The 13,806-nt window shown below is 70.8% G+C and carries 12 protein-coding genes; all 12 read left to right on the top strand.

All coding sequences use genetic code 11. The features are described 5' to 3' along the window. Positions 1-22 precede the first annotated feature (22 nt). Positions 23-1,015, top strand: coding sequence for an aspartate carbamoyltransferase catalytic subunit (locus ACIPPM_RS27625; protein ID WP_401452649.1), 993 nt, complete (start codon positions 23-25; stop codon positions 1,013-1,015). A 5-nt stretch (positions 1,016-1,020) separates the two neighbouring features. Further along, the gene (locus ACIPPM_RS27620; protein ID WP_401452647.1) at positions 1,021-2,307 is read left to right on the top strand and encodes a dihydroorotase; all 1,287 of its coding nucleotides are present in this window, start codon (positions 1,021-1,023) and stop codon (positions 2,305-2,307) included. Continuing rightward, positions 2,304-2,888, top strand: a complete 585-nt coding sequence (locus tag ACIPPM_RS27615) for a hypothetical protein (protein WP_401452645.1) — start codon at positions 2,304-2,306, stop codon at positions 2,886-2,888. The genes ACIPPM_RS27620 and ACIPPM_RS27615 overlap by 4 nt, the downstream gene beginning before the upstream one ends. Further along, positions 2,885-4,027 carry a glutamine-hydrolyzing carbamoyl-phosphate synthase small subunit gene (gene carA / locus ACIPPM_RS27610; protein WP_401452643.1) on the top strand — a complete coding sequence of 381 codons (1,143 nt, stop codon included), beginning with the start codon at positions 2,885-2,887 and terminating at the stop codon, positions 4,025-4,027. The genes ACIPPM_RS27615 and carA overlap by 4 nt, the downstream gene beginning before the upstream one ends. Next, entirely contained in the window at positions 4,020-7,328 is a 3,309-nt protein-coding gene (gene carB, locus ACIPPM_RS27605; protein ID WP_401452641.1) for a carbamoyl-phosphate synthase large subunit, read from the top strand. Before carA ends, carB begins: the two co-directional genes overlap by 8 nt. Positions 7,329-7,398: 70 nt before the next feature. Continuing rightward, a complete protein-coding gene (locus ACIPPM_RS27600) occupies positions 7,399-8,505 on the top strand; it encodes a quinone-dependent dihydroorotate dehydrogenase (RefSeq protein ID WP_401453097.1) in 1,107 nt (368 codons plus the stop codon). Next, entirely contained in the window at positions 8,502-9,341 is an 840-nt protein-coding gene (pyrF, locus tag ACIPPM_RS27595; RefSeq protein WP_401452639.1) for an orotidine-5'-phosphate decarboxylase, read from the top strand. The genes ACIPPM_RS27600 and pyrF overlap by 4 nt, the downstream gene beginning before the upstream one ends. A 255-nt stretch (positions 9,342-9,596) precedes the next feature. Then, a complete protein-coding gene (locus tag ACIPPM_RS27590) occupies positions 9,597-9,920 on the top strand; it encodes an integration host factor (RefSeq protein ID WP_030810589.1) in 324 nt (107 codons plus the stop codon). A gap of 60 nt (positions 9,921-9,980) precedes the next feature. Beyond that, complete coding sequence (gene gmk / locus ACIPPM_RS27585) at positions 9,981-10,574, top strand: guanylate kinase (RefSeq protein ID WP_401452637.1); 594 nt, start codon at positions 9,981-9,983, stop codon at positions 10,572-10,574. 96 nt (positions 10,575-10,670) lie between these two features. Beyond that, on the top strand, positions 10,671-10,943 hold the full coding sequence (gene rpoZ / locus ACIPPM_RS27580; protein WP_401452635.1) for a DNA-directed RNA polymerase subunit omega: 273 nt from the start codon (positions 10,671-10,673) through the stop codon (positions 10,941-10,943). A 142-nt stretch (positions 10,944-11,085) separates the two neighbouring features. Continuing rightward, positions 11,086-12,288: a bifunctional phosphopantothenoylcysteine decarboxylase/phosphopantothenate--cysteine ligase CoaBC gene (coaBC, locus tag ACIPPM_RS27575; protein ID WP_401452633.1), complete on the top strand. Its 1,203-nt coding sequence runs from the start codon at positions 11,086-11,088 to the stop codon at positions 12,286-12,288. 263 nt (positions 12,289-12,551) lie between these two features. After that, positions 12,552-13,760 (top strand): methionine adenosyltransferase, encoded by a 1,209-nt coding sequence (metK, locus tag ACIPPM_RS27570; protein WP_389004620.1) that lies wholly within the window; start codon positions 12,552-12,554, stop codon positions 13,758-13,760. Positions 13,761-13,806 lie beyond the last annotated feature (46 nt).

Below are 13,806 nucleotides of genomic sequence, written 5' to 3'. Positions count from 1 at the left end.
ACTGCCTTACGGAGCCTGACAGATGCAGCGTCATCTCATCTCGGCCGCCGACCTCACCCGCGACGACGCCGTCCTGATCCTCGACACCGCCGAGGAGATGGCCAGGGTCGCGGACCGGCCGATCAAGAAACTGCCGACCCTGCGCGGCCGCACGGTCTGCAACCTCTTCTTCGAGGACTCGACCCGCACCCGGATCTCGTTCGAGGCCGCCGAGAAGCGCCTCTCCGCCGACGTCATCAACTTCGCGGCCAAGGGCTCCAGCGTCTCCAAGGGCGAGTCCCTGAAGGACACCGCCCAGACGCTGGAGGCGATGGGCGTGGACGCCGTCGTCATCCGGCACAGCGCCTCCGGCGCCCCCTACCGCCTCGCCAACTCCGGCTGGATCGACGCCCCGGTCATCAACGCCGGCGACGGCACCCACCAGCACCCCACCCAGGCCCTGCTGGACGCCTTCACCATGCGCCGCCGCCTGATCGGCCCCGACGCCGGGCTCGGCCAGGACCTCGCGGGCAAGCGCGTCACCCTCGTCGGCGACGTCCTGCACAGCCGGGTCGCCCGCTCCAACGTGGACCTGCTGCACACCCTCGGCGCCGATGTCACCCTGGTCGCCCCGCCCACCCTGCTCCCCGTGGGCGTGGAGACCTGGCCCTGCGAGGTGTCCTACGACCTCGACTCCACGCTGCCCAAGTCCGACGCGGTGATGATGCTCCGCGTCCAGCGAGAGCGGATGAACGCCGCGTTCTTCCCCACCGAGCGCGAGTACTCCCGCCGCTACGGCCTCGACGGGGACCGCATGGCCCGGCTGCCGGAGCACGCCATCGTCATGCACCCCGGCCCGATGGTCCGGGGCATGGAGATCACCGCCGAGGTCGCCGACTCCGACCGCTGCACGGTCGTGGAGCAGGTCGCCAACGGCGTCTCCATCCGCATGGCCGTCCTCTACCTGCTGCTCGGCGGCTACGAGCCCGCCAGCACCCAGCCCGCCACCGCCCACCTTCGTACCGAGGAGAAGTAAGACCCATGAGCAAGATCCTGATCCGTGGTGCGAAGGTGCTCGGGGGCGAGCCGCAGGACGTACTGATCGACGGCGAGCTGATCGCGGCGGTCGGCACCGGCCTCGCCGCCGAGGGCGCCGAGGTCGTCGAGGCCGACGGCAAGGTGCTGCTGCCGGGCCTGGTCGACCTGCACACCCATCTGCGCGAGCCGGGCCGCGAGGACTCCGAGACCGTGCTCACCGGCACCCGCGCCGCCGCCTCCGGCGGCTTCACCGCCGTCTTCGCCATGGCCAACACCTTCCCCGTCGCCGACACCGCGGGCGTGGTCGAGCAGGTCTGGCGGCTCGGCAAGGAGTCCGGCTACTGCGACGTCCGCCCCATCGGCGCCGTCACCGTGGGCCTGGAGGGCAAGAAGCTCGCCGAGCTGGGCGCCATGCACGACTCCGCCGCCGAGGTCAGCGTCTTCTCCGACGACGGCAAGTGCGTGGACGACGCGGTGATCATGCGCCGCGCCCTGGAGTACGTGAAGGCGTTCGGCGGGGTCGTCGCCCAGCACGCCCAGGAGCCCCGGCTCACCGAGGGCGCCCAGATGAACGAGGGCGTCGTCTCCGCCGAGCTGGGCCTCGGCGGCTGGCCCGCCGTCGCCGAGGAGTCGATCATCGCGCGGGACGTGCTGCTCGCCGAGCACGTCGGCTCCCGCCTGCACATCTGCCACCTCTCCACGGCCGGCTCGGTGGAGATCATCCGCTGGGCCAAGTCCCGTGGCATCGACGTCACCGCCGAGGTGTGCCCGCACCACCTGCTCCTGACCGAGGAGATGGTGCGCACCTACAACCCGGCCTACAAGGTCAACCCGCCGCTGCGCACCGAGCGCGATGTCCGCGCCCTGCGCGAGGCGCTGGCCGACGGCACGATCGACATCGTCGCCACCGACCACGCCCCGCACCCGCACGAGGACAAGGACTGCGAGTGGGCCGCGGCCGCCATGGGCATGGTCGGCCTGGAGACCGCGCTGTCCGTGGTGCAGGAGACCATGGTCGAGACCGGCCTGCTGGACTGGGCCGCGGTCGCCGACCGGATGTCCTTCACCCCGGCCCGCATCGGCGGCGCCACCGGCCACGGGCGCCCCGTCGCCGCGGGCGAGCCCGCCAACCTCACCCTCGTGGACACGGCCTACCGTGGACAGGTGGACCCCGCGCGCTTCGCCTCGCGCAGCCGCAACACCCCGTACGAGGGCCGCGAGCTGCCGGGCCGTGTCACCCACACCTGGCTGCGGGGCAAGGCCACGCTCATGGACGGGAAGCTCACGTGACACCTGCAACTCAGCTCGCCGCATCGCTCGCCACGACCCTGGCGGACGAGAAGAAGTCGGCCGCGGTGACCGACTGGGCCGCCCGCCTGGGCTGGCTCGTCGGCCTGGCCCTCTTCGTCGCCCTCGTCTACTGGCTGATGCGCGAGGGCTGGAAGTGGCGCGGCACCCTCCAGAGCGACCTGCCCGCACTGCCCGAGGTGCCGGACGACCTCGGCCCCGAGAAACTCTCCATGAGCGGCCGCTACCACGGCTCCACCACCGCCGGGCAGTGGCTGGACCGGATCGTGGCCCACGGCCTGGGCTCCCGCAGCCGGGCCGAGCTGACCCTCACCGACGAAGGGCTGGCCGTCGAGCGCCCCGGCGCCACCGACTTCCTCATCCCCGCCGACGCGCTGCGCGGCGCCCGGCTCGACAAGGGCATCGCGGGCAAGGTCCTCACCGAGGGCGGACTGCTCGTGGTGACCTGGGCGCACGGCGAGAAGCTGATCGACTCCGGCTTCCGCTCCGACCACGCCGCCGAACACACCACCTGGGTCGAGACCCTGAACCAGATGACCAACCACACGGAAGGCGCACGATGACGACCTCCACCAGGGGAGCCGCCAAGACTCCCGCCGTTCTCGTCCTGGAGGACGGCCGCACCTTCCGCGGCCGCGCCTACGGGGCCGTGGGGGAGACCTTCGGCGAGGCCGTGTTCTCCACCGGCATGACCGGCTACCAGGAGACCCTGACCGACCCCTCCTACGACCGCCAGATCGTCGTCGCCACCGCCCCCCAGATCGGCAACACCGGCTGGAACGACGAGGACGACGAGTCGGGCCGCATCTGGGTCTCCGGCTACGTCGTGCGCGACCCCGCGCGTGTGCCGTCCAACTGGCGCTCCCGGCGCTCCCTGGACGACGAGCTGACCGCCCAGGGCGTCGTCGGCATCAGCGGCATCGACACCCGCGCCCTCACCCGCCACCTGCGCGAGCGCGGCTCCATGCGCGCCGGGATCTTCTCCGGCGAGACGCTGGCCCCCGACGCCGAACTGGTGGAGCGGGTCCAGGCCCAGCCGCACATGAAGGGCGCGAGCCTCTACGAGGAGGTCGCCACCAAGGAGGCGTACGTCGTCCCCGCGGTCGGTGAGAAGAAGTTCACCGTCGCCGCGATCGACCTCGGCATCAAGGGCATGACCCCGCAGCGGATGGCCGAGCGCGGCATAGAGGTGCACGTGCTCCCGGCGACCGCCACGGCCGAGGACGTCTACGCCGTCGCCCCCGACGGTGTGTTCTTCTCCAATGGCCCCGGCGACCCGGCCACGGCCGACGGCCCGGTGGCCCTCATGACCGCCGTGCTGGAGCGGAAGACCCCGCTGTTCGGCATCTGCTTCGGCAACCAGATCCTCGGCCGCGCCCTCGGCTTCGGCACCTACAAGCTGAAGTACGGCCACCGCGGCATCAACCAGCCGGTCCAGGACCGCACCACCGGCAAGGTGGAGGTCACCGCGCACAACCACGGCTTCGCCGTCGACGCGCCGCTGGACAAGGTCAGCGACACGAAGTTCGGCCGCGCCGAGGTCTCCCACGTCTGCCTGAACGACGACGTGGTGGAGGGCCTCCAGCTGCTCGACCAGCCGGCCTTCTCCGTCCAGTACCACCCCGAAGCGGCAGCGGGACCCCACGACGCCGCCTACCTGTTCGACCGCTTCGTCTCCCTGTTGGAGGGCCAGCGTGCCTAAGCGCTCCGATATCCAGTCCGTCCTGGTCATCGGCTCCGGCCCGATCGTCATCGGTCAGGCCGCCGAGTTCGACTACTCCGGCACCCAGGCGTGCCGCGTGCTCAAGGCCGAGGGCCTGCGCGTGGTCCTCGTCAACTCCAACCCCGCGACGATCATGACCGACCCGGAGATCGCCGACGCCACGTACGTCGAGCCGATCACTCCTGAGTTCGTCGAGAAGATCATCGCCAAGGAGCGCCCCGACGCCCTCCTGCCCACCCTGGGCGGCCAGACCGCCCTGAACACCGCCATCTCCCTGCACGACAGCGGTGTGCTGGAGAAGTACGGCGTCGAGCTGATCGGCGCCAAGCCCGAGGCGATCCACAAGGGCGAGGACCGCGACCTCTTCAAGGGCGTCGTGGAGGAGGTCCGCAAGAAGACCGGCCACGGCGAGTCCGCCCGCTCGGTCATCTGCCACACCATGGACGACGTCCTCAAGGGCGTTGACACGCTCGGCGGCTACCCCGTCGTCGTCCGCCCCTCCTTCACCATGGGCGGCGCCGGTTCCGGCTTCGCCCACGACGAGGACGAGCTGCGCCGCATCGCCGGCCAGGGCCTCACGCTCTCCCCGACCACCGAGGTGCTCCTGGAGGAGTCCATCCTCGGCTGGAAGGAGTACGAGCTGGAGCTGATGCGCGACAAGAACGACAACGTCGTGGTCGTCTGCTCCATCGAGAACTTCGACCCGATGGGCGTGCACACCGGTGACTCCATCACCGTCGCGCCCTCGATGACGCTCACCGACCGCGAGTACCAGCTCCTGCGCGACGTCGGCATCGCGATCATCCGCGAGGTCGGCGTGGACACCGGCGGCTGCAACATCCAGTTCGCGGTGAACCCCGAGGACGGCCGGGTCATCGTCATCGAGATGAACCCGCGCGTCTCCCGGTCCTCCGCGCTCGCCTCCAAGGCCACCGGCTTCCCGATCGCCAAGATCGCCGCCAAGCTGGCCGTGGGCTACACCCTGGACGAGATCCCCAACGACATCACCCAGGAGACCCCGGCCTCCTTCGAGCCCACGCTCGACTACGTCGTCGTCAAGGCCCCCCGGTTCGCCTTCGAGAAGTTCCCGCAGGCCGACTCCACGCTGACCACCACCATGAAGTCGGTCGGCGAGGCCATGGCCATCGGCCGCAACTTCACCGAGGCGTTCCAGAAGGCGCTGCGCTCGCTGGAGAAGAAGGGCAGCCAGTTCACCTTCACCGGTGAACCCGGCGAGAAGACCGCCCTCCTCGAAGAGGCGGTCCGCCCCACCGACGGCCGGATCAACACCGTCATGCAGGCGATCCGCGCGGGCGCCACGCCCGAGGAGATCTTCGACTACACGAAGATCGACCCCTGGTTCGTGGACCAGCTCTTCCTGATCAAGGAGACCGCCGACGAGCTGGCCGAGGCCCCCGAGCTGACCGCCGAACTGCTCACCGAGGCCAAGCGGCACGGCTTCTCCGACCTCCAGATCGCCGAGATCCGGGGCCTGCGCGAGGACGTCGTCCGCGAGGTCCGGCACGTCCTGGGCATCCGCCCGGTCTACAAGACGGTCGACACCTGCGCCGCCGAGTTCGCCGCGAAGACGCCGTACTTCTACTCCTCCTACGACGAGGAGAGCGAGGTCGCGCCGCGCGAGAAGCCCGCCGTGATCATCCTGGGCTCCGGTCCCAACCGCATCGGCCAAGGCATCGAGTTCGACTACTCCTGCGTCCACGCCTCCTTCGCGCTCTCCGACGCCGGGTACGAGACCGTGATGGTCAACTGCAACCCGGAGACCGTCTCCACCGACTACGACACCTCCGACCGGCTCTACTTCGAGCCGCTCACCCTGGAGGACGTGCTGGAGATCGTGCACGCGGAGTCCCTCGCGGGCCCGATCGCCGGTGTGGTCGTGCAGCTCGGCGGGCAGACCCCGCTGGGCCTCGCACAGGCCCTGAAGGACAACGGCGTGCCGGTCGTCGGCACCCCGCCGGAGGCCATCCACGCCGCCGAGGACCGCGGCGCCTTCGGCCGCGTCCTCGCCGAGGCCGGACTGCCCGCGCCCAAGCACGGCACCGCCACCACCTTCGCCGAGGCCAAGGCCATCGCGGACGAGATCGGCTACCCGGTCCTGGTCCGCCCCTCCTACGTCCTCGGCGGACGCGGCATGGAGATCGTGTACGAGGAGGAGCGCCTCTCCGCGTACATCGAGGAGTCCACCGAGATCAGCCCCTCCCGGCCGGTCCTCGTGGACCGCTTCCTGGACGACGCCATCGAGATCGACGTCGACGCCCTCTACGACGGCGAGGAGCTCTACCTCGGCGGCGTCATGGAGCACATCGAGGAGGCCGGCATCCACTCCGGCGACTCGGCGTGCGCCCTGCCCCCGATCACCCTCGGCGGCTTCGACATCAAGCGGCTGCGCGCCTCCACCGAGGCCATCGCCAAGGGCGTCGGCGTGCGCGGACTGATCAACATCCAGTTCGCCATGTCCGGCGACATCCTCTACGTCCTGGAGGCCAACCCCCGCGCCTCCCGCACGGTCCCCTTCACCTCCAAGGCGACCGCCGTCCCGCTCGCCAAGGCCGCCGCCCGCATCTCGCTCGGCGCGACCATCGCCGAGCTGCGCGCCGAGGGCCTGCTGCCCGCCACCGGCGACGGCGGCGAACTCCCGCTGGACGCGCCGATCTCCGTCAAGGAGGCCGTGATGCCCTGGTCCCGCTTCCGGGACATCCAGGGCCGCGGCGTGGACACCGTGCTCGGCCCGGAGATGCGCTCCACCGGCGAGGTCATGGGCATCGACTCCGTCTTCGGCACGGCGTACGCCAAGTCGCAGGCGGGCGCGTACGGACCGCTGCCCACCAAGGGCCGCGCGTTCATCTCGGTCGCCAACCGCGACAAGCGCTCGATGATCTTCCCGGCCCGTGAGCTGGTCGCCCACGGCTTCGAGCTGCTGGCCACCTCCGGCACCGCCGAGGTCCTCAAGCGCAACGGCATCAACGCCACCGTGGTGCGCAAGCAGTCCGAGGGCGCCGGCCCGAACGGTGAGCGGACCATCGTCCAGCTCATCCACGACGGCGAGGTCGACCTCATCGTCAACACGCCCTACGGCACCGGCGGCCGCCTCGACGGCTACGACATCCGTACGGCGGCCGTGGCCCGCTCGGTGCCCTGCCTGACCACCGTCCAGGCGCTCGCCGCGGCCGTCCAGGGCATCGACGCCCTCGGCCGCGGGGACGTGGGCGTCCGGTCGCTGCAGGAACACGCGGAACACCTGAACGCCGCCCGCGACTAGCCACCGACGAGGGGGACACCGGAAACGGTGTCCCCCTCTTCATGAGCACCGCCATGTCATGAGGACACCCATGTACAAGTTCTTCTTCCACCTCGTCTTCAAGCGGATGGACCCGGAACAGGCGCACCACCTCGCCTTCCGCTGGATCAGGCTGCTCGCCCGCGTCCCCGTCCTGCGCACCTTCGTCGCCGCCGTGCTCGCCCCCCGGCACCCGGAACTGCGCACCGAGGCCCTCGGCCTGCGCATGCACGGCCCCTTCGGACTCGCCGCGGGCTTCGACAAGAACGCCGTCGGCATCGACGGGCTCTCCATGCTCGGCTTCGACCACGTCGAGATCGGCACCGTCACCGGCGAGGCCCAGCCCGGCAACCCCAAGCAGCGGCTGTTCCGGCTGGTCGCCGACCGGGCCCTGATCAACCGCATGGGCTTCAACAACGAGGGCTCCCTCGCCGTCGCTGCCCGCCTCGCCGCCCGGCGCCCGGTGTTCCGTACGGTCGTCGGCGTCAACATCGGCAAGACCAAGGCCGTCGCCGAGGCGGACGCCGTCGCCGACTACGTGAAGTCCGCCGAGCGGCTCGCCCCGCACGCCGACTACCTCGTGGTCAACGTCTCCTCCCCGAACACCCCGGGCCTCAGGAACCTCCAGGCCACCGAGGCGCTGCGCCCGCTGCTGAGCGCCGTGCGCGAGGCCGCCGACCGCGCCACCGGTGACCGCCGTGTCCCGCTCCTGGTGAAGATCGCCCCCGACCTCGCGGACGAGGACGTCGACGCCGTGGCCGACCTCGCCGTGGAACTCGGTCTCGACGGCATCATCGCCACCAACACCACCATCGCCCGCGAGGGCCTCGGCCTGCGCTCCGCGCCCTCGCTGGTGAAGGAGGCGGGCGGCCTGTCCGGCGCCCCGCTGAAGACCCGCTCCCTCCAGGTGCTGCGCCGCCTGTACGCGCGCGTGGGCGACCGCATCACCCTGGTGGGCGTCGGCGGCGTGGAGACCGCCGAGGACGCCTGGCAGCGCATCCTGGCGGGCGCCACCCTGGTCCAGGGCTACAGCGCCTTCGTCTACGAGGGCCCCTTCTGGACCCGCGCCGTCCACCAGGGCCTCGCCGCCCGGCTGAAGGCCAGCCCCTACGCCACCCTCGCCGACGCGGTCGGCGCCGACGTGAGGAACCCCGCATGAGCGAGCCCTTCGGCACCCGGCTGCGCCGCGCCATGGACGAGCGCGGCCCGCTGTGCGTCGGCATCGACCCGCACGCCTCGCTGCTCGCCGACTGGGGCCTGAACGACGACGTGGACGGCCTGGAGCGGTTCAGCCGCACCGTCGTGGAGGCGATCGCCGACCGGGTCGCCGTCATCAAGCCGCAGAGCGCGTTCTTCGAGCGGTTCGGCTCGCGCGGTGTCGCGGTCCTGGAGCGCACGGTGGCCGAGGCCCGCGCGGCGGGCGCCCTGGTCGTGATGGACGCCAAGCGCGGCGACATCGGCTCCACCATGGCCGGGTACGCGGAGGCGTTCCTGCACAAGGACGCCCCGCTGTTCTCGGACGCGCTCACCGTCTCGCCCTACCTCGGCTTCGGCTCGCTCGCCCCGGCGTTCGAGCTGGCCCGCGAGAACGGCACCGGACTGTTCGTGCTCGCGCTGACCTCCAACCCGGAGGGCCCCGAGGTGCAGCACGCGGTCCGCGCGGACGGCCGTACGGTCGCCGCGACCGTGCTGGGCCACCTCGCCGCCGAGAACGCGGGTGCCGAGCCGCTGGGCTCCTTCGGCGCGGTCGTCGGCGCCACGGTAGGCGACCTGTCCTCCTACGACCTCGCCATCGACGGCCCGCTGCTCGCCCCCGGCGTCGGCGCGCAGGGTGCGACCCCGGCCGACCTTCCGGCGGTTTTCGGGAGCGCCGTGGGCAATGTGGTGCCGAACGTCAGCCGGGGCGTGCTGCGGCACGGTCCCGGCGTCGATGCGCTGCGGGCGGCGACCGCGGCCTTCGCGGACGAGATCCGGGCCGCCGTCGCGGGTGTCTGAGCACGCCGGACGGCCTCGGCCGGGGGTCCGGGAGGCGAATACATCCCCGAATCATGGGCAGTATGCCGGAAAAGTCCGGCCTCACGGAGGCTGACCAGGACTTTTCCGCTGTTCTCGCTGACTCCGGCGAACTTGCCCGCTAGTCTCCGAGCAGTGAGAGCGGGCGAGCGTGTTGCTCGTCCCTCCCCAGGTGTGGGGCGACTAGGTTCCTCACCGGTCCGTATCCGACAGTTCGACATCCGAGGTGACGTAGGCGTGGCTCTTCCGCCCCTTACCCCTGAACAGCGCGCAGCCGCGCTCGAAAAGGCCGCCGCGGCTCGCCGGGAGCGGGCCGAGGTCAAGAATCGACTCAAGCACTCCGGCGCCTCGCTGCACGAGGTCATCAAGCAGGGCCAGGAGAACGAGGTCATCGGCAAGATGAAGGTCTCGGCCCTGCTGGAGTCCCTGCCGGGCGTGGGCAAGGTCCGCGCCAAGCAGATCATGGAGCGTCTGGGCATCTCCGAGAGCCGCCGTGTCCGCGGCCTCGGTTCCAACCAGATTGCTTCCCTGGAGCGTGAGTTCGGCAGCACCGGCTCCTGAGTCCGGGCGCTGCCCGGACCGGAGTCCCGGGCACTCCGGGATTGCTGGAATAATCGCTGCATGGCTGGAACATTCCGGGGGACGTCCCCCGTACCCCCGGACGCACGTCCGCGGCTGACCGTGCTCTCCGGCCCCTCCGGGGTCGGCAAGAGCACGGTCGTCGCCCATATGCGCAAGGCACACCCCGACGTATGGCTGTCGGTGTCCGCGACCACCCGCAAGCCGCGCCCCGGCGAGCAGCACGGTGTCCACTACTTCTTCGTCAGTGACGAGGAGATGGACAAGCTGATCGCCAACGGCGAGCTGCTGGAGTGGGCCGAGTTCGCCGGCAACCGCTACGGCACGCCCCGCGCGGCCGTGCTGGAGCGGCTGGAGAAGGGCGAGCCGGTGCTGCTGGAGATCGACCTCCAGGGCGCCCGGCAGGTCCGCGAGTCGATGGCCGACGCCCAATTGGTGTTCCTGGCCCCGCCCTCCTGGGAGGAGCTGGTGCGCAGGCTCACCGGTCGCGGCACCGAGTCGCCCGAGGTCATCGAACGCCGGCTGGAGGCGGCCAGGACGGAACTGGCGGCCGAGCCCGAGTTCGACGTGACCCTGGTCAACACCTCCGTCGAGGACGTGGCCGGGGAGCTGCTAGCCTTGATGGACGTTGTGTGATCGTGACCGCCGTCCATCAATCGGACGCATCGGTCACGGCGGTTCGTCCCGAGTCGCACACCGACTGAATCTTTCCCACCCATCGGAAGGCAGAGCGTGTCCTCTTCCATCACCGCGCCCGAGGGCATCATCAACCCTCCGATCGACGAGCTCCTCGAGGCCACCGACTCGAAGTACAGCCTGGTGATCTACGCGGCCAAGCGCGCCCGTCAGATCAACGCGTACTACTCGCAGCTCGGTGAGGGTCTCCTCGAGTACGTCGGTCCGCTCGTCGACACCCACGTCCACGAGAAGCCGCTGTCGATCTCCCTGCGGGAGATCAACGCCGGTCTGCTGACCTCCGAGGCCATCGAGGGCCCGGTCCAGTAGTTCCTTCCGGTCGCGGTCGTACTTTCAGATCGCGGCTGACTTATCCACAGGCCCGGCAGTCATGCTGCCGGGCCTGTGGTGTGTCATGGGTGTCAGAGGTTCCCGAAAGTCCGAGGGGAGCCGGGGAGAGACGGTGGAGACGGTGGACAAGCCGAAGGTCGTGCTGGGCGTCAGCGGTGGCATCGCCGCGTACAAGTCCTGTGAGCTGCTCAGACGGTTCACCGAGTCGGGCCATGACGTGCGCGTGGTGCCGACCGCCTCCGCGCTGCACTTCGTCGGCGCCCCCACCTGGTCCGCGCTGTCCGGCAACCCGGTCTCCACCGAGGTCTGGGACGACGTGCACGAGGTCCCGCACGTCCGGATCGGGCAGCACGCCGACCTCGTGGTCGTCGCGCCCGCCACCGCCGACCTGCTCGCCAAGGCCGCGCACGGCCTCGCCGACGACCTGCTCACCAACACGCTGCTCACCGCGCGCTGTCCGGTGGTCTTCGCCCCGGCGATGCACACCGAGATGTGGGAGCACCCCGCCACCCAGGAGAACGTGGCCACCCTGCGCCGCCGGGGCGCGGTCGTCGTCGAGCCCGCCGTCGGCCGCCTCACCGGTGTCGACACCGGCAAGGGGCGGCTGCCCGACCCGGCCGAGATCTTCGAGGTGTGCCGCCGGGTGCTGGCGCGGGGCGTGGCCGAACCCGATCTCGCGGGCCGCCATGTGGTGGTCTCGGCGGGCGGCACCCGTGAGCCGCTCGACCCGGTGCGCTTCCTCGGCAACCGTTCCTCCGGCAAGCAGGGTTACGCCCTCGCCCGGACCGCCGCCGCGCGCGGGGCCCGCGTGACATTGGTCTCGGCCAACGCCGAGCTGCCCGACCCGGCGGGGGTGGACATCGTGCGCGTCGGCACCGCCGTCCAGCTGCGCGAGGCGGTGCTCAAGGCCGCGGCCGACGCCGACGCCGTGGTCATGGCCGCCGCCGTCGCCGACTTCCGCCCGGCCGTCTACGCGAGCGGGAAGATCAAGAAGAAGGACGGCCAGGAGCCCGAACCGGTCGCCCTGGTCCGCAACCCGGACGTGCTCGCGGAGGTCGCCGCCGAGCGCGCCCGTCCCGGCCAGGTCGTCGTCGGCTTCGCCGCCGAGACCGACGACGTGCTCGCCAACGGCCGCGCCAAGCTGGCCCGCAAGGGCTGCGATCTGCTCGTGGTGAACGAGGTGGGGGAGCGCAGGACCTTCGGCTCGGCGGACAACGAGGCGGTGGTCCTCGGCGCCGACGGCACCGAGACGGCCGTCCCGCACGGACCGAAGGAGGCCCTGGCCGACACCGTCTGGGACCTGGTGGCGGCCCGGCTCGGCTGAACCGGCTGGGCCGTACGGGACGGTCGTTTTCGGCCACCCGGAGTCTTTTTTTCACACCGCGATGGCGCGTGGCGGCTCTGGCCAACGCCGCGCGCCTGCGGGCAGAATGCCTGTGCCGCAGGTCACAGCGTTCTCGCTGGTCGAGAACAGGTGGCCTTGTGGGCAGGTGTGACCGATAAACTGTTCACGGACGACGTTGGGCGCAGCTCCCGACGTGGTCCTTCAATGATCAGACAGCAGCCGCTGCAACCCCAGGGAGCGTTGTGTCCCGTCGCCTGTTCACCTCGGAGTCCGTGACCGAAGGTCACCCCGACAAGATCGCTGACCAGATCAGCGACACCATTCTCGACGCGCTGCTCCGCGAGGACCCCTCGTCCCGCGTCGCCGTCGAGACGCTGATCACCACCGGCCTGGTCCACGTGGCCGGCGAGGTCACCACCAAGGCCTACGCGCCCATCGCCCAGCTGGTGCGCGAGAAGATCCTGGAGATCGGCTACGACTCCTCGAAGAAGGGCTTCGACGGCGCCTCCTGCGGCGTCTCGGTGTCCATCGGCGCGCAGTCCCCGGACATCGCGCAGGGCGTCGACACGGCCTACGAGTCGCGGGTCGAGGGCGATGAGGACGAGCTGGACAAGCAGGGCGCGGGCGACCAGGGTCTGATGTTCGGCTACGCCTCGGACGAGACGCCGACGCTGATGCCGCTGCCGATCTTCCTGGCGCACCGCCTGTCCAAGCGGCTCTCCGAGGTCCGCAAGAACGGCACCATCCCCTACCTGCGCCCCGACGGCAAGACGCAGGTCACCATCGAGTACGACGGCGACAAGGCCGTCCGTCTCGACACCGTCGTGGTCTCCAGCCAGCACGCCTCGGACATCGACCTGGAGTCGCTGCTGGCGCCGGACATCCGCGAGTTCGTGGTGGAGCCCGAGCTGAAGGCGCTGCTGGACGAGGGCATCAAGATCGACACCGAGGGCTACCGCCTGCTGGTGAACCCGACGGGCCGGTTCGAGATCGGCGGTCCGATGGGTGACGCGGGTCTGACCGGCCGCAAGATCATCATCGACACGTACGGCGGCATGGCCCGTCATGGTGGCGGTGCCTTCTCGGGCAAGGACCCGTCGAAGGTGGACCGTTCGGCCGCGTACGCGATGCGCTGGGTCGCCAAGAACGTGGTGGCGGCGGGTCTGGCCTCGCGCTGCGAGGTCCAGGTCGCGTACGCGATCGGCAAGGCCGAGCCGGTCGGTCTGTTCGTGGAGACCTTCGGCACCGCCAAGATCGAGCCGGAGAAGATCGAGAAGGCCATCGACGAGGTCTTCGACCTCCGCCCGGCCGCGATCATCCGCGACCTCGACCTGCTGCGTCCGATCTACGCCCAGACGGCGGCCTACGGCCACTTCGGCCGGGAGATCCCCGACTTCACCTGGGAGCGCACCGACCGCGTCGACGCCCTGCGCAAGGCCGCCGGCGTCTGACCCGCACCGCGTGAACCGAGGCCCGGCCTCCCTTCGGGGGCGCCGG

This window comes from Streptomyces sp. NPDC090119 (assembly GCF_044747085.1).
Classification (GTDB): Bacteria; Actinomycetota; Actinomycetes; order Streptomycetales; family Streptomycetaceae; genus Streptomyces.
The sequence above is the reverse complement of the archived record's forward strand: the minus strand, read 5'-3'. Positions and strand labels throughout refer to the sequence as shown.

Excerpts from the sequence above, each read along its gene's own strand:
- ACIPPM_RS27625 (WP_401452649.1), top strand. The coding sequence starts at position 23 with ATGCAGCGTCATCTCATCTCGGCCGCCGACCTCACCCGCGACGACGCC.
- ACIPPM_RS27620 (WP_401452647.1), top strand. The coding sequence starts at position 1,021 with ATGAGCAAGATCCTGATCCGTGGTGCGAAGGTGCTCGGGGGCGAGCCG.
- carA (WP_401452643.1), top strand. The coding sequence starts at position 2,885 with ATGACGACCTCCACCAGGGGAGCCGCCAAGACTCCCGCCGTTCTCGTC.
- ACIPPM_RS27600 (WP_401453097.1), top strand. The coding sequence starts at position 7,399 with ATGTACAAGTTCTTCTTCCACCTCGTCTTCAAGCGGATGGACCCGGAA.
- pyrF (WP_401452639.1), top strand. The coding sequence starts at position 8,502 with ATGAGCGAGCCCTTCGGCACCCGGCTGCGCCGCGCCATGGACGAGCGC.
- gmk (WP_401452637.1), top strand. The coding sequence starts at position 9,981 with ATGGCTGGAACATTCCGGGGGACGTCCCCCGTACCCCCGGACGCACGT.